The sequence below is a fragment of the Streptomyces sp. NPDC093568 genome (genome assembly GCF_044764945.1).
Classification (GTDB): Bacteria; Actinomycetota; Actinomycetes; order Streptomycetales; family Streptomycetaceae; genus Streptomyces.
The window spans coordinates 148,431-164,333 of record NZ_JBIWJD010000012.1 but is presented as its reverse complement, the minus strand read 5'-3'; the positions used below and the strand labels follow the sequence as shown (position 1 = coordinate 164,333).

The 15,903-nt window shown below is 69.8% G+C and carries 13 protein-coding genes; 8 read left to right on the top strand and 5 right to left on the bottom strand.

The window, feature by feature from the left end; all coding sequences use genetic code 11:
- Positions 1-122 precede the first annotated feature (122 nt).
- The 5 genes from ACIRD7_RS36200 (at position 123) to cseC (ending at position 4,849) form a co-directional block, all read left to right on the top strand.
- Positions 123-1,058, top strand: coding sequence for an A/G-specific adenine glycosylase (locus ACIRD7_RS36200; RefSeq protein ID WP_403460096.1), 936 nt, complete (start codon positions 123-125; stop codon positions 1,056-1,058).
- Positions 1,059-1,361: 303 nt separating this feature from the next.
- Positions 1,362-1,901 carry a SigE family RNA polymerase sigma factor gene (locus ACIRD7_RS36195; RefSeq protein ID WP_019756474.1) on the top strand — a complete coding sequence of 180 codons (540 nt, stop codon included), beginning with the start codon at positions 1,362-1,364 and terminating at the stop codon, positions 1,899-1,901.
- Positions 1,902-2,011: 110 nt separating this feature from the next.
- Positions 2,012-2,599: a hypothetical protein gene (locus ACIRD7_RS36190; RefSeq protein WP_403460130.1), complete on the top strand. Its 588-nt coding sequence runs from the start codon at positions 2,012-2,014 to the stop codon at positions 2,597-2,599.
- A gap of 89 nt (positions 2,600-2,688) precedes the next feature.
- Complete coding sequence (cseB, locus tag ACIRD7_RS36185; RefSeq protein WP_403460095.1) at positions 2,689-3,393, top strand: two-component system response regulator CseB; 705 nt, start codon at positions 2,689-2,691, stop codon at positions 3,391-3,393.
- A gap of 10 nt (positions 3,394-3,403) precedes the next feature.
- On the top strand, positions 3,404-4,849 hold the full coding sequence (gene cseC / locus ACIRD7_RS36180; protein WP_403460094.1) for a two-component system sensor histidine kinase CseC: 1,446 nt from the start codon (positions 3,404-3,406) through the stop codon (positions 4,847-4,849).
- Positions 4,850-5,021: 172 nt separating this feature from the next.
- On the opposite strand, the gene ACIRD7_RS36175 is transcribed toward cseC, so the two are convergent.
- The 3 genes from ACIRD7_RS36175 to ACIRD7_RS36165 all read right to left on the bottom strand — a co-directional run bounded on the left by ACIRD7_RS36175 (position 5,022) and on the right by ACIRD7_RS36165 (position 7,558).
- Complete coding sequence (locus ACIRD7_RS36175) at positions 5,022-5,453, bottom strand: VOC family protein (RefSeq protein ID WP_403460093.1); 432 nt, start codon at positions 5,451-5,453, stop codon at positions 5,022-5,024.
- 58 nt (positions 5,454-5,511) lie between these two features.
- Positions 5,512-5,934, bottom strand: a complete 423-nt coding sequence (locus ACIRD7_RS36170; protein ID WP_403460092.1) for a helix-turn-helix transcriptional regulator — start codon at positions 5,932-5,934, stop codon at positions 5,512-5,514.
- A gap of 79 nt (positions 5,935-6,013) precedes the next feature.
- Positions 6,014-7,558, bottom strand: a complete 1,545-nt coding sequence (locus ACIRD7_RS36165; protein WP_403460091.1) for an MDR family MFS transporter — start codon at positions 7,556-7,558, stop codon at positions 6,014-6,016.
- Positions 7,559-7,676: 118 nt separating this feature from the next.
- Between ACIRD7_RS36165 and ACIRD7_RS36160 the strand changes: the two genes are divergently transcribed.
- Positions 7,677-8,264, top strand: coding sequence for a TetR/AcrR family transcriptional regulator (locus ACIRD7_RS36160; protein WP_403460090.1), 588 nt, complete (start codon positions 7,677-7,679; stop codon positions 8,262-8,264).
- A gap of 13 nt (positions 8,265-8,277) precedes the next feature.
- Here ACIRD7_RS36160 and ACIRD7_RS36155 read toward each other — a convergent pair whose 3' ends face one another.
- Positions 8,278-8,892: a M23 family metallopeptidase gene (locus ACIRD7_RS36155; RefSeq protein ID WP_403460088.1), complete on the bottom strand. Its 615-nt coding sequence runs from the start codon at positions 8,890-8,892 to the stop codon at positions 8,278-8,280.
- A 522-nt stretch (positions 8,893-9,414) separates the two neighbouring features.
- On the opposite strand from ACIRD7_RS36155, the gene ACIRD7_RS36150 reads away from it, so the two are divergent.
- Positions 9,415-10,062, top strand: coding sequence for an HAD family acid phosphatase (locus ACIRD7_RS36150; protein WP_403460087.1), 648 nt, complete (start codon positions 9,415-9,417; stop codon positions 10,060-10,062).
- A 60-nt stretch (positions 10,063-10,122) separates the two neighbouring features.
- Positions 10,123-13,167 carry an NACHT domain-containing protein gene (locus tag ACIRD7_RS36145; protein WP_403460086.1) on the top strand — a complete coding sequence of 1,015 codons (3,045 nt, stop codon included), beginning with the start codon at positions 10,123-10,125 and terminating at the stop codon, positions 13,165-13,167.
- Between the two features lie 146 nt (positions 13,168-13,313).
- Here the strand turns inward: ACIRD7_RS36145 and ACIRD7_RS36140 are convergent, their stop codons facing one another.
- A complete protein-coding gene (locus ACIRD7_RS36140; protein WP_403460085.1) occupies positions 13,314-15,839 on the bottom strand; it encodes an ATP-dependent Clp protease ATP-binding subunit in 2,526 nt (841 codons plus the stop codon).
- Positions 15,840-15,903: the final 64 nt, after the last annotated feature.

Below are 15,903 nucleotides of genomic sequence, written 5' to 3'. Positions count from 1 at the left end.
CGATCGTCAGGTGCGACGTACTCCTCGCGCGGGTCCCCGCACACCGCGACCCGCAGCCGCCAACGCACCGGCGCCGCCGCCTACCCACCCCGCCGCCCCCAGCATGGCAGGATCGGAAGGCCATGACTGCGCCCACGAAACCCCCGCACAGCCACCCAGCCGACGCCGGCTCACCGGACCCCCTCGGTCAGCCGCTGCACAGCCCTGTCATCGACTGGTTCGGCGAGAACGCCCGCGACCTCCCCTGGCGGCGCCCCGAGGCCGGCCCCTGGGGAGTGATGGTCAGTGAGTTCATGCTCCAGCAGACGCCGGTGAGCCGCGTCCTGCCCGTCTACGAGCAGTGGCTGACCCGCTGGCCCCGTCCCGCCGACCTGGCCAAGGAGGCGCCCGGCGAGGCCGTCCGCGCCTGGGGCCGGCTCGGCTACCCGCGCCGCGCGCTGCGGCTGCACGGCGCCGCCGTCGCCATAGCGGAACGGCATGGCGGGGACGTACCCACCGACCACGCCCAGCTCCTCGCCCTGCCCGGCATCGGCGAGTACACGGCGGCCGCCGTGGCGTCGTTCGCGTACGGCCAGCGGCACCCCGTGCTGGACACCAACGTCCGGCGCGTGATCGCCCGTGCCGTCACCGGCGTGCAGTACCCGCCGAACGCCACCACCGCCGCCGAACGCAAGCTCGCCCGCTCGCTGCTCCCCGACGACGAGGGCACCGCCGCCCGCTGGGCCGCGGCCTCCATGGAGCTCGGCGCGCTGGTGTGCACGGCGAAGAACGAGTCGTGTCACCGCTGCCCGATCGCCGCGCAGTGCGCCTGGCGGCTCGCGGGCAAGCCGGAGCACGAGGGCCCGCCGCGGCGCGGTCAGACGTACGCCGGGACCGACCGCCAGGTGCGCGGCAAGCTGCTCGCCGTACTGCGCGAGGCCCATGTGCCCGTGCCGCAGGCCGCGCTCGACCGGGTGTGGCACGAACCGGTGCAGCGCGCCCGCGCCCTGGACGGTCTGGTCTCGGACGGGCTGGTGGAGCCGCTGCCGGGCGGGATGTACCGGCTGCCGCTGAGCTGACGCTCAGTCAGATCACAGCGGGAGGGCCTTCGCAACATCCGATACACAGCCCTCCCATGGCCGCGATTCGAACAAATCACCCCATAGCACTCCCAACTCCCCAGCCGTTTTGTCCGTTTCCTGATTCCGTTACACAACCGACGGACAGCCGAGCGCTGGCCGCAGGCTGCTTCGGACAGCCCCGTGACAACGCCTCCGTAGCTTCATTTCCGTACCCGACAGGCGGGGACGACTACGAACCACAGGCAGTGAGCCCGACGGCCGACAGGCCGGTCGGGGACGGGGAATCGGGAGGCGGTCAACATGGCGCAGGGCGAGGTGCTCGAGTTCGAGGAGTACGTCCGCACCCGGCAGGACGCGCTGCTGCGCAGCGCCCGCCGGCTGGTCCCGGACCCGGTCGACGCGCAGGACCTGCTCCAGACGGCGCTGGTGCGGACGTACCACCGCTGGGACGGCATAGCGGACAAGCGGCTCGCGGACGCCTACCTGCGCCGCGTGATGATCAACACGCGGACCGAGTGGTGGCGGGCGCGCAAGCTGGAGGAGGTGCCGACCGAGCAGCTTCCGGACGCCTCCGTCGACGACGCCACCGAGCAGCACGCGGACCGCGCCCTGCTGATGGACATCATGAAGGTTCTCGCTCCGAAGCAACGCAGCGTCGTCGTGCTGCGACACTGGGAGCAGATGTCCACGGAGGAGACGGCCGCCGCCCTCGGCATGTCGGCCGGAACGGTCAAGAGCACGCTGCACCGGGCGCTCGCCCGGCTCCGCGAGGAGTTGGAGAGCCGCGATCTGGACGCACGCGCGCTGGAGCGTGAGGAGCGGGAGCGTTGCGCGGCCTAGGCACGACGACGGGCGGCACCGGAAACACAGAAGGGGAGGCCGACGACATCGGCTCCGCGCAACCCGGGCCCCCAGCGGCCCGGGGGACCTTCCAGGCGGCGTTCACGGCGATGGCCGTGTTCGTCGCCCTCGCCCTTTGCCTCTCCGGCTGCGCCACCGGCGGCACCGGCGCCCGCGACGAGGGGCCCGCGCACGCCGACATGGCGCGCAGCAAAGCCGTCTCGTCCGCCTCGCCCTCGCCCTCGCCGGTCCCGGACCGCACGGAGGCCGTCCGGCTGGTCAAGGCGGACCCCGCGGTCTCGACGGAGGTCAAGCGCGAGCTGAAGCCGTGCGTCTCCGACGACTACCCGATCGACGTGTCGTACGGCGACCTGACCGGCGCCCCCTCGGACGACATCGTGGTCAACGTGCTGTCCTGCGGCGACTCCGTCGGCGTCGCCTCGTACGTGTACCGCGAGCAGGGCGGCGCGTACCGCAATGTGTTCAAGTCCGAGGAACCCCCGGTCTACGCCGAGATCGACCGCGGCTACCTTGTGGTGACCAAGCAGGTGTACGCCAAGGACGACGCGCTCTCGAACCCCTCCAGCGAGGACGTGATCTCCTACCGGTGGATCTCGGACCGCTTCGTCCGCAAGTACAGCACCCGCACCGACTACGGCTCCCTCGGCGACGAGGAGACGGCGGCGCCGGAGGGCTGACGGCGTGAACGCATCGCCCGCTCCGCGCGTCCCACTTATGGACACGCCCGACACAGCCGCAGCAGCACACGAGGACTGAGAGCACCCGGATGGCAGACCAGACCCACGTTCTGTTCGTCGAGGACGACGACGTCATCCGCGAGGCCACCCAGCTCGCCCTGGAGCGGGACGGCTTCGCGGTCACCGCCATGCCCGACGGGCTGTCGGGCCTGGACGCGTTCCGGACGAACCGCCCCGACATCGCGTTGCTCGACGTGATGGTCCCGGGTCTGGACGGGGTCAGTCTGTGCCGCCGGATCCGCGACGAGTCGACCGTGCCGGTGATCATGCTGTCGGCGCGCGCCGACTCGATCGACGTGGTGCTCGGCCTGGAGGCGGGGGCCGACGACTACGTGACCAAGCCGTTCGACGGGGCCGTACTGGTCGCGCGGATCCGGGCCGTGCTGCGCCGCTTCGGGCACGCGAGCGGCCCCGACCGGGCGGACGAGGCGGACTCCTCGGCCGTCGGCGGCCCGCTGTCCTTCGGCGACCTGGAGGTCGACACCGAGGGCATGGAGGTGCGCCGGGGCGGCGAGCCGGTCGCGCTCACGCCGACCGAGATGCGGCTGCTGCTGGAGTTCTCCTCGGCGCCGGGCACCGTGCTGTCGCGGGACAAGCTGCTGGAGCGGGTGTGGGACTACGGCTGGGGCGGGGACACCCGCGTCGTCGACGTCCATGTGCAGCGGCTGCGGCAGAAGATCGGCCAGGACCGTATCGAGACGGTCCGTGGCTTCGGCTACAAGCTGAAGGCCTGAGCGGGGCGGCATGCGGGGGATGTTCAGACGTCCGGCGGCGTCCGGAGCGGGAAGAGTCGGCCTCACCGATCCGGCGGAGGTCGCGGGTCAGGGGTCGGGTGTGCGGGTGCCTTCGCTCGCCGGCCGGCGTGCGGGCAGGCGCGTGGGCGGCGGCCGTATCGCCATACGCACGGGCCTGCGCTGGAAGCTGAGCGCGGCGATCGCGCTGGTCGGCGCGCTCGTGGCGATCGTGCTGAGCCTGGTCGTGCACAACCAGGCCCGGGTCTCGATGCTGGACAGCGCGCGCGACCTCGCGGACGAGCGCATCCAGATCGCCCAGCGCAGCTATGAGCAGTCCAAGCGGCTGAACTTCCCCAACCTCACGATCGACGACCCGGAGCTGCCGGCGGCGCTGCGGGACCGGGTCGAGGAGGGCCGGCGGGCGACCTATGTGACCGACTCGCCGAGCGGCGCGCCCGACATCTGGGCGGCCGTGCCGCTCAACAACGGGCATGTCCTGTCGTTGCGGACGGGCTTCACCGACCGCAGCGAGCGCATCCTCAACCGCCTCGACCAGGCCATGTTCATCGGGTCCATCGCGGTGGTGCTCGGCGGCAGCGCCCTCGGTGTGCTCATCGGCGGCCAGCTCTCGCGCCGGCTGCGCCAGGCGGCGGCCGCGGCGAACCAGGTCGCGAGCGGGGAGCCGGACGTCAGGGTGCGGGACGCCATCGGGGGTGTCGTCCGGGACGAGACCGACGATCTCGCGAGCGCGGTGGACGCCATGGCGGACGCGCTGCAGCAGCGGCTGGAGGCGGAGCGCCGGGTCACCGCGGACATCGCGCACGAGCTGCGCACGCCGGTGACCGGGCTGCTGACTGCGGCCGAGCTGCTGCCTCCGGGGCGGCCCACGGAACTGGTCCTGGACCGGGCGAAGGCCATGCGCACGCTGGTCGAGGACGTCCTGGAGGTGGCCCGGCTGGACAGCGCCTCCGAGCGGGCCGAGCTGCAGGACATCCTGCTCGGCGAGTTCGTCAGCCGGCGGGTCGCGGCCAAGGATCCCGCCATCGAGGTGCGGGTCGTCCACGAGTCGGAGGTCACGACCGACCCGCGGCGCCTGGAGCGGGTGCTGTTCAACCTGCTGGCCAACGCGGCACGGCACGGCAGGCCGCCGATCCAGGTCACGGTCGAGGGCCGGGTCATCCGGGTGCGCGACCACGGACCCGGGTTCCCGGAGGACCTGCTCGCCGACGGCCCGAGCCGCTTCCGCACCGGCAGCAGCGACCGCTCCGGCCACGGGCACGGCCTCGGCCTGACCATCGCCGCAGGTCAGGCGCGGGTCCTCGGTGCCCGGCTGACCTTCCGCAACATCCGCCCGGCGGGTGCCCCGGAGCATGTCGCGGCGGAGGGAGCGGTCGCGGTCCTGTGGCTGCCGGAACACGCGCCGACGAACACGGGGAGCTACCCGATGCTGCCGTAGCGCCCGGTGGCGTACGGCTCAGGGTCCGCGGCACGTGGTTTACGGCTCGTGGCTCACGGTCTACGGCACGTGGCTTACGGTCCACGGCTCACGGCTCGTGGCTCACGGTCCACGGCACGTGGCTCACGGTCCACGGCTCACTCGTGAGTTACGGCTCGTGGCTCAGGGCTCACTAGAACGACTTGCTGAAGTCGAGTTCCTCGCTGCGCTCGGTCAGCGAGTACCAGTTGCCGTTGTCGTCGCGGAAGATCGCCTCGATGCCGTACGGCCGCTCCTGCGGCTCCTGGATGAACTCGACCCCGCGTGCCTTGAAGGTCTCGTAGTCGCCCCGGCAGTCGTCGGTGTGGAACGCCCCGGCTCCGATGACGCCCTTGCCGACGAGGGTCTTCAGCGCGGCCGAGGACTCCGGGTCGAGGCCGGGTCCGTCCAGGCTCATCAGGGCCAGCTCGACGTCCGGCTGGTCCTTCGCGCCCACGGTGACCCACCTCATGTCCCCCATGGACAGGTCGTTGCGCACCTCGAAGCCGATCTTCTCGGTGAAGAACGCCTTGGTGCGCTGCTGGTCGAACGTCCAAACGGTGGTGATGCCCAGGCCCTTGATCATGGCTGCTCTCCCGTGCTGCGGCTTGCGGTTACTGCCGTCACGTTAGGCAGAGGCGGGGTCACGGCGCTTCTTCAGAATTGCCCTCCTCCCGCTGCCGGAAGCCGCCGGCCCACAGCATCGCGTAGCACCCCGGTATCAGCGCGGCCCCGCGCCCGACGTGCTTCTCGCGGTACTCGCTCGGGGACAGCCCGGTGCGCGCCTTGAACTTCGCCGAGAAGGTCCCGAGGCTGCTGAACCCGACCAGATGGCAGATCTCGGTGACCGTCAGATTGGCCGCCCGCAGATACTCCTCGGCCCGCTCGATCCGCCGGTGCGTCAGGTACTGCCCCGGTGTCTCGCCGTACACCGCCTTGAAGGCCCGCACGAAGTGATACCGCGAGTACCCGGCATGCGCGGCCACCGCGTCCAGGTCGAGACCGGGATCGGCCCAGTCCCGGTCCATGGCGTCCTTCGCCAGCCGCAGCTGCCGCACCTTGTCCATGCAGCCGATGGTGACACGCCCCACTGACAGGACCCCCGGACGGCGATCCGCCCGGGGGTCCGGCACCTGCCGGGACGTCCTACGCCTGCGGTCCCGCTCCCTTGAGCGGCACTTCCTTGACGAACACGGCCGCCGCCAGGGACAGCACGGCGATCACCGCTCCCAGCAGGAACGCGGAGTGCGTGCCGGCCGACACCGCGTGCTGGTACGCCTCCCGGACCGCGTCGGGCAGCTTGGCGAGGCTCGCCGCGTCCAGCTGCGCCGACTGCTCGGTCACCTTCGACCCCAGCGCCCCGCCCCGCTCGGCCATGACGTCCTGCACCCGGTTGTTGAACAGGGCGCCCATGATCGCGACGCCGAAGGAGGAGCCGAGCGTCCGGAAGAGCGTGGTGGAGGAGGACGCGACGCCCATGTCCTTCATCTCGACGCTGTTCTGCGCGACCAGCATGGTGATCTGCATCAGACAGCCCATGCCCAGGCCGACCACGGCCATGAACACACCGGACATGAAGCGGCTGGTGCCGGTGTCCATCGTCGAGAGCAGGTACAGCCCGACGACCATCGCCACGCTGCCGACGATCGGGAAGACCTTGTAACGCCCGGTGTTCGTGGTCACCCGGCCGGCGACCATCGACGTGACCAGCATCGCGCCGAGCATCGGCAGCAGCAGAAGCCCCGAGTTGGTGGCGGAGGCACCCTGCACCGACTGCTGGTAGAGCGGCAGGAACAGCGTCGCTCCGAACATCACGAACCCGGTGATGAAGCCGATCAGGGACATCAGCGTGAAGTTCCGGCTGCGGAAGATGTGCAGCGGCACCACCGGCTCGGCCGCCTTGGTCTGCCAGAACACGAACCCGACGAGCGCGGCGACGCCGATGCCGATCAGCTCCATGATCCGCGCGGACGTCCAGGCGTACTCCGTACCGCCCCAGGTGGTCACCAGCACGATCGCGGTGATCCCCACGGTGAGCAGACCGGCGCCCAGGTAGTCGATCCGCGCCTGCGCCCGCTTCTTCGGCAGATGCAGTACGGCGCTGATCGCGGCGAGCGCCACGACACCGAGCGGCAGGTTGATGTAGAAGGCCCAGCGCCAGCCCCAGTTGTCGGTGATGGTGCCGCCGACCAGCGGTCCGCCGATCATCGCGAGCGCCATGACGCCGGCCATCATGCCCTGGTACTTGCCGCGCTCCCGCGGCGGGATGAGGTCACCGATGATCGCCATGACGCCGACCATCAGACCGCCGGCGCCGAGGCCCTGCACGGCCCGGAAGGCGATCAGCTGCCCCATGTCCTGGGCCATGCCGCTGAGCGCGGACCCGACCAGGAACAGCACGATCGACGACATGAAGACGCCCTTGCGGCCGTACATGTCGCCGAGCTTGCCCCACAGCGGAGTCGAGGCCGCGGTGGCCAGGGTGTAGGCCGTGACGACCCACGCCAGATGCTCCAGGCCGCCGAGCTCACCGACGATCGTCGGCATCGCGGTGCCCACGATCATGTTGTCGAGCATCGCGAGCATCATCGTGATCATCAGCGCCAGCAGGACGACCCGTACGCTCCTCGGCTTCTCGGCCGGATCCGTCTGATCCGCCGGCCCCTTGTCCACTGCCAGTGTGTCCGCCATGGTTCCCTCTCCCCCAGCTACTTACTTGCCGCCCGGCTAGTTGCCTACACTGAAGGAAGGTAGGGGCGTAACTAGCCGGTCGTCAAGTAAGTTTTCTGGAAAGCCGAGGAGTAAGAGGATGGGTGGCACCATGGACGGCACCAAGCAGCGGCGCCGCGGGGACACCCGCCAGCGCATCCAGGACGTGGCCCTCGAACTCTTCGCCGAGCAGGGCTACGAGAAGACCTCCCTGCGCGAGATCGCCGAGCGCCTGGAGGTCACGAAGGCGGCCCTGTACTACCACTTCAAGACCAAGGAAGAGATCATCGTCAGTCTCTTCGAGGACCTGACGCGGCCGATCGAGGAACTGATCGAGTGGGGCCGGCGCCAGCCGCACACGCTGGAGACGAAGCAGGAGATCGTACGCCGCTACAGCCAGGTCCTTACGGACGCGGCCCCCCTGTTCCGCTTCATGCAGGAGAACCAGGCCACGGTCCGCGAGCTGAGCATCGGCGAGATGTTCAAGAACCGCATGCTCGGCATGCGGGACATCATCATCGACCCGGACGCCGACCTCGTCGACCAGGTCCGCTGCGTCAGCGCCCTCTTCACGATGCACGCCGGCATGTTCGTGCTGAGAGACCTCGAAGGCGACCCCGAGGAGAAGCGCAAGGCCATCCTCGAGGTCGCCACAGACCTGGTCACCCAGGCGCACAAGGGCGCCTGAATCACTGGGTGACTCAGATCGCGAGACCCTTGGCCCGCAGGAAGGCCACGGGGTCGATCGCGGTGCCGTAGTTGGCGGTCTTGCGGATCTCGAAGTGCAGGTGCGGACCGCTGGAGTTACCGGTGTTACCGGACTTGGCTATCTTCTGGCCGGTCTTGACGACCTGGCCGATCTTCACGTCGATGCGCGACAGGTGGGCGTACTGGGAGAAGGTCCCGTTGCCGTGCTTGATGACGATGGCGTTGCCGTACGCGGGACCGTCACCGGCGCCGTTGCCACCGGCCTTGACGACGGTGCCGCCGTGCGCGGCCACGACCTGGGTGCCGGTCGGGACGGCGAAGTCCTGCCCGCTGTGAGTGGACTGCCACATGCCGCCGGCCTGCGCGAAGCTGGCCGACTTCGTGTACTTCTTCACCGGCTTGACCCAGGAGACGGCGGCCTTCTTGGCGGGCGCCTTCTTGGCGGCGGCCTGGACGGCGGTGGAGACACCGGTGGCGGAGGTCATCTCAGAAGCGACCGCGCCTCCGGCGCCCAGCACGACCGAGGCTCCCAGTCCGGCGGCCAGCACAGCAGCACGGGTGCGGAACGCGGACGTACGGGACGAACGGAAGTTAAAGCGCGGGGACATTCGAAACCTCACGAGGTGGGCGACAGGGAAAACCACCCGACGCACAAGGCGCTCGCCGGATGGCCATCCCTTGGTAACCCCCTTCGCCCCGAACCCCCAAACCCCCCTATCTACGACAGTGGCTAGTACTCCGCCTCATAAATCCCCGCATCTTGACAGACCACTTAATACGGACGAACCAGCACTGACGCCAAAACCATCAGCCCTTTTTGTGGATTTAGATCCGTTTTGCCCACCGGGCCCGTTTCCACTATTCCCGCTAGTAACGGACAAATCGCCTGTGCGGCATGTCACCGCCGAGCGCAATCAGAAGACCCCGGAATGTGACGGGCGCTACGCCGCGCCCCCGCCACGGCCAACTCCGGCTGAACGGCCGCGAAGGCGGAATCTCTCGCCTTCATGTGACGCACGCCTCTAGCGACTTACCGTCCAGTAACCTTAACGTTCCCCTCACGCCACCCCCACCCACGAACATGCACGCGACAACAACACAGCGCACGTGACGTGAGAGGACCCCCACACATGACGCTTCGCCGCCCCTGGGTGCGCCGGATAGCCGTCTCCAGCGTCTCCGCGGCCGCCCTCGTGGCCCTCGCGGTTCCCGCCGAAGCCGCGACGACCGCCACCGCGACGAGCACCTCCACCACGGCGACGGCCGCCGCGGCGTCCTCGGCGGATGTCGGCTACGACACCTGGCAGAAGGACTGCACGGCGGTCATGAACCAGGCGCTTCCCTACCTGAAGCAGCGGATCGCCGCCACCAAGCCGGGTGAGAAGCAGGCGATCGTCTTCGACATCGACAACACCACCCTGGAGACGGACTTCGGCTTCAGCTACCCCCAGCCGGCCAACAAGCCGGTCCAGGAGGTCGCCAAGTACGCCCAGGAGCACGGCGTCGCCCTGTTCTTCGTCACCGCCCGCCCCGGCATCATCTACACGGTGACCGACTACAACCTGAAGTACGTCGGCTACAAGGTCTCCGGCCTGTACGTGCGCGGCTTCTTCGACCTGTTCAAGAACGTCGCCGACTACAAGACCGCCCAGCGTGTCGACATCGAGAACAAGGGCTACACGATCATCGCGAACATCGGCAACAGCGCCACCGACCTGTCGGGCGGCCACGCCGAGAAGACGTACAAGCTGCCGGACTACGACGGCCAGCTTTCCTGACCCCGGCCTCCAACTCCCGGTAGTCTCACCCCCGTTCGCGCGATCACGGGGGTGAGGCGGATGGAGCCCGCGGTACTGGGCAGCCGGCTGGCGTCCGCACTGGTCGGTCCACTGGTGCGCAAGCTGTTCGCCCCGGACGCCCCGGGCGCCGGCCTGGTCGACAAGCCCGTACGCCTGTCGCACCTCGTGTCCTTCCGGGGCGAGAAGCGCACCCTCAAGGAGAAGGACGTCCGCCGACTCGCCGCCGAACTGGTGGCGCAGGCCGTGACCTCGCCCGGCGAACGGCCCTTCCCGCCCGACGAGGAAGCGGCCGTCACCGACACCCTCGCGCGGCGGCTGCTCGCCCTCGGCGACCTGGACATGGACGACGTCCAGGCCGTACGGCTGGGCAGCCACGAACTCGCCCAGCAGCTGCGTCGCCGGGCCGCGCCCCCCGACGGCCTGTCCGGCGACGCCTGCGTCTTCCTCGACTCGGCGACGCAGTGGGCGTGCCTGCACATCCTGGAGTTCTTCACCCGCCGCTCCTCCTTCGTGGCCCGGACCCTGGTGGAACACAGCCGCGCCCAGTCCGAACTCATCGCCCGTGTCGACGAGTTGATCACCCGGACCCCGCGCCCCGACGCCCGGGACACCGCCTTCGAGCGCCGCTATCTGCCGTACGTCGTCGACCAGCACAACCACATCACCATCTACGGCATCGACCTGCGCGACTCCCCCGACCGCTGGCCCCTCGAAGTGGCTTACCTGAGCCTGGAGGCGACCGGGGACGAGGAGCGCGCGGCCTCCGGGTTCCGCGCCGAGAGCAGCTTCAGCGTTCACCTTCCCGCCGAGGGCGCCCTCCTGGACCACGACTGTGTGCTGCTGCGCGGCGACGCCGGCTCGGGCAAGACGACCCTGGTGCAGTGGCTGGCGGTGACCGCTGCCCGCAACGGGGACCGCGTCCCCTACGTCCTGCCGCTGCGCACCCTGGTCCGCGCGGGCACGCTGCCGACGCCCGAGCGCTTCCTCGCCGCGGTGAGCTGCCCCCTGTCGCCCCCGGCGGGGTGGGCCGAGCGGGTACTGAACGCCAGACGCGCCCTCGTCCTGGTCGACGGCCTGGACGAGATTCCCGACGCGGACCGGCACCGGACCCGGGCCTGGCTCCTCGGGCTGATCCACGCCTTTCCCGGCAACCAGTGGCTGCTGACCTCGCGCCCCACGGCCGTCCGCCCCGACTGGCTCACGGCCGAAGGGTTCCGCGAGCTGCTCCTCGCTCCGATGCGCCGCGGCGAGGTGACGACCTTCGTGCGCCGGTGGCACGCGGCCGCACAGGCCCCCGAGTACCTGGCACCGCTGCTGGACGCGCTGCGCACCAAGCGGGACCTGGCGCGGCTCGCCACCAACCCGCTGATGTGCGGCCTGATCTGCGCCCTGCACCGGGAGCGCCGCGGCTTTCTGCCCCTCAGCCGCCAGGAGTTGTACGAGGCCGCCCTGTCGATGCTGCTGGCCCGCCGGGACCGGGAACGCGGCATGGGGGCACCCGACGGCGTCGACCTCGGTCAGGCGGCCCGCTCGGAACTGCTGCGGCGCATCGCCTACGCGCTGATCCTGAGCAGCCGCACCGAAATGGAGCAGGACACGGCCGAGGCGGTGGTGGAGCGCGCCCTGCCCAGCATCGTGCCGTCCGGGCAGCACGACGCGCCCGCGGTCTTCCGGCACCTCCTGCTGCGCAGTGGCCTGCTGCGTGAACCGGCGCCGAACATCGTGGACTTCGTGCACCGCACCTTCCAGGACTACCTGGGAGCGCTGGCCGCGGTGGAGGAGGGCCATGTGGATGTGCTGGTCAGCCGTGCCCACGACCCTCAGTGGGAGGACGTGATCCGCATGGCGGTGGCCCACGCGCGGCCGCACGAACGGGCCGGCATCCTGCGCAAGCTGCTGTCCCTCGCCCACACGCGCACCGACCTGCTGGCCCTGGCCTGCCTGGAGCACGCGACGTCCCTGGACCCGCAGGTGCGCACGGAGGTCGAGACACGGGCGGCGCAGCTGATCCCGCCCCAGACCAAGGCGGAGTCCCGGGTGCTCGCGGAAGCCGGCGGTCCACTGATCCTGGAGCTGTTACCCGGTCCGGACGGCCTCTCCACGACGGAGGCCGCCGAGGTGTCGCGGACGGCGGCGCTGGTGGGAACCGACGGGGCGCTGCCCGTCCTGAAGAGGTTCCGCGCCCACCCCGAGCTCGCGGTGCGCGCGCAACTCGTCGCGGCGTGGAGCCAGTTCGACGCCGAGGAGTACGCCGACGAGGTCCTCGCCCACGTCGACGCCGCCGACCTCTTCCTCACGGTGCGCGAGGACGCCCAGCTGCGTGCCCTTCCCCGGCTGGGCCCGAGGCCCCGGGTCCGCTTCAACGGGCCGCACGACCCCGTACCGCTTCTCTCCGCGCTCGACAGGGAAGCCCTGAGTCACCTGGTCGTCTACGACAACGCCCGCCTGACCGACCTCACGCCCCTCTGCTCGCTTCCCGGGCTGAGCTATCTGCATCTGCACCGCTGTCCCGGCATCAACGACCTCTCGCCGCTCGCCACCGCCTCGCTCAGCGAACTGCACCTGTGCTGGGACCGGCGCGGCGCACCCATGGTCGGCCTGGACCGCTGCACGCAGCTGCGCGAACTGGGCCTCGACGGAGAACTCCCCTGGGGCGTCACCCTCTCCGACTTCCTGCCCATCGCGGCACCGCTGGAGTTCCTGTTCCTGTCCCAGGGGACGGTGGAGAGCCGGGGGCTGCGGGACATCGGCCACTGGCCGACGCTGCGCACCTTGAGCCTGGGGCCGTACCCGGGCCGTCTGTGGCGGAAGGACTGGGAGGCGATCGCGGAGCTGCCCCGGCTGAGCCACCTGTTCCTGCACACCTCGGTGCTGGACTGGATCGATCACGCCCCGCAGATGCCGGGCGTCGAAGTACTGCGGGTGACCCAGCTGACGGGCAGGGAGCAGCTGGACAGGCTCGCCCTGTGCTTCCCGGGCCTGCGTCAGGTGGCCCTGGCGGCCGCGCCGGACCGGTTCCTCGATGCCGAGTGGTACGCGGATGTCTTCCCGGACACGGAGATCATCGTGGAGCCGGGCTCCTGAGGCCGGGCGGGTGAGGGGCGGGGCAGCGCCAAGGCGCAGGGCAACGCAAAGGGGCCGGGCAACGCAAAAGGGCCGGGCAGCGGGCCGGGCAGCGCAAAGGGGCCGGTGCCCGAAAGCACCGGCCCCTCAAGGCATCGCCCGAAGGCTTACGCCTCCTTGCTCAGGTTCGGCCCGGTTCCGCCGGCCGCCTGCTCGATCGGCGGGACGTCCGGCAGGGCCGACTTCTCCTCGCCGCGGAAGGTGAAGGTCTTGGTCTCGCCCTCGCCCTCCGTGTCGACGACCACGATGTGACCGGGGCGCAGCTCGCCGAAGAGGATCTTCTCCGACAGGGTGTCCTCGATCTCGCGCTGGATCGTGCGGCGCAGCGGCCGGGCACCCAGCACGGGGTCGTAGCCCTTCTTGGACAGCAGCTCCTTGGCGGACTGGGAGAGCTCGATGCCCATGTCCCGGTCCTTCAGGCGCTCGTCCACCTTGCTGATCATCAGGTCGACGATCGCGAGGATGTCGTCCTGGGTCAGCTGCGGGAAGACGACCACGTCGTCGACGCGGTTGAGGAACTCGGGCCGGAAGTGCTGCTTGAGCTCGTCCTGGACCTTGTTCTTCATGCGCTCGTAGTTGGTCTTCGTGTCACCCGAGGCCGCGAAGCCCAGGTTGAAGCCCTTGGAGATGTCCCGGGTGCCGAGGTTGGTCGTCATGATGATGACCGTGTTCTTGAAGTCCACCACCCGGCCCTGGGAGTCGGTCAGGCGACCGTCCTCCAGGATCTGCAGCAGCGAGTTGAAGATGTCCGGGTGGGCCTTCTCGACCTCGTCGAAGAGGACCACCGAGAACGGCTTGCGCCGCACCTTCTCCGTCAGCTGGCCGCCCTCTTCGTAGCCCACGTAGCCGGGGGGCGAACCGAAGAGCCGCGAGACCGTGTGCTTCTCGCTGAACTCCGACATGTCGAGGGAGATCAGCGCGTCCTCGTCACCGAAGAGGAACTCGGCGAGGGCCTTGGAAAGCTCGGTCTTACCGACACCGGACGGGCCGGCGAAGATGAACGAGCCACCGGGGCGCTTCGGGTCCTTCAGACCGGCACGCGTACGGCGGATCGCCTTCGACAGCGCCTTGACGGCGTCGACCTGGCCGATGACCCGCTTGTGGAGCTCGTCCTCCATGCGCAGCAGACGCGAGGACTCCTCCTCGGTCAGCTTGAAGACCGGGATGCCGGTGGCCGTGGCGAGGACCTCGGCGATCAGCTCGCCGTCGACCTCGGCGACGACGTCCATGTCGCCGGCCTTCCACTCCTTCTCCCGCTTGGCCTTGGCGGCCAGGAGCTGCTTCTCCTTGTCGCGGAGGGAGGCGGCCTTCTCGAAGTCCTGCGAGTCGATCGCGGACTCCTTGTCCCGGCGGACACCGGCGATCTTCTCGTCGAACTCGCGCAGGTCCGGCGGCGCGGTCATCCGGCGGATGCGCATCCGGGAGCCGGCCTCGTCGATCAGGTCGATCGCCTTGTCCGGCAGGAAGCGGTCCGAGATGTACCGGTCGGCCAGGGTCGCGGCCTGGACGAGGGCCTCGTCCGTGATCGAGACACGGTGGTGGGCCTCGTACCGGTCGCGCAGACCCTTGAGGATCTCGATGGTGTGCGGGAGCGAGGGCTCGGCGACCTGGATGGGCTGGAAGCGGCGCTCGAGGGCCGCGTCCTTCTCCAGGTGCTTGCGGTACTCGTCCAGCGTGGTGGCACCGATGGTCTGCAGCTCACCGCGGGCCAGCATCGGCTTCAGGATGGAAGCCGCGTCGATGGCGCCCTCGGCGGCACCCGCACCGACCAGCGTGTGGAGCTCGTCGATGAACAGGATGATGTCGCCGCGGGTGCGGATCTCCTTGAGCACCTTCTTCAGGCGCTCCTCGAAGTCACCGCGGTAGCGGGAGCCGGCGACCAGCGCGCCGAGGTCCAGGGTGTAGAGGTGCTTGTCCTTGAGGGTCTCGGGCACCTCGCCCTTGACGATGGCCTGGGCGAGGCCCTCGACGACGGCGGTCTTGCCGACGCCGGGCTCACCGATCAGGACCGGGTTGTTCTTGGTACGGCGGGACAGCACCTGCATTACCCGCTCGATCTCCTTCTCGCGCCCGATGACCGGGTCGAGCTTGGACTCACGAGCGGCCTGGGTGAGGTTCCGGCCGAACTGGTCGAGGACCAGGGACGTCGAGGGGGTGCCCTCGGCAGGCCCGCCGGCGGTGGCGGTCTCCTTGCCCTGGTAACCGGAGAGCAGCTGGATGACCTGCTGCCGCACCCGGTTCAGATCTGCGCCCAGCTTGACCAGGACCTGGGCGGCGACGCCCTCGCCCTCACGGATCAGGCCGAGCAGGATGTGCTCCGTGCCGATGTAGTTGTGGCCCAGCTGAAGGGCCTCGCGGAGCGACAGCTCCAGGACCTTCTTGGCACGGGGGGTGAAGGGGATGTGCCCGGACGGGGCCTGCTGCCCCTGCCCGATGATCTCCTCCACCTGCTGGCGGACCGCCTCGAGCGAAATCCCGAGGCTCTCAAGGGCCTTGGCGGCGACACCCTCACCCTCATGGATCAGGCCCAGGAGGATGTGCTCGGTGCCGATGTAGTTGTGGTTGAGCATCCGGGCTTCTTCCTGAGCCAGGACGACAACCCGCCGCGCGCGGTCGGTGAACCTCTCGAACATCGTTAATCGCTCCTCAGAGCGGTCAGGCAGTGGGGGGAACTTCCCCTCCCTGTCCTTCCGCAGC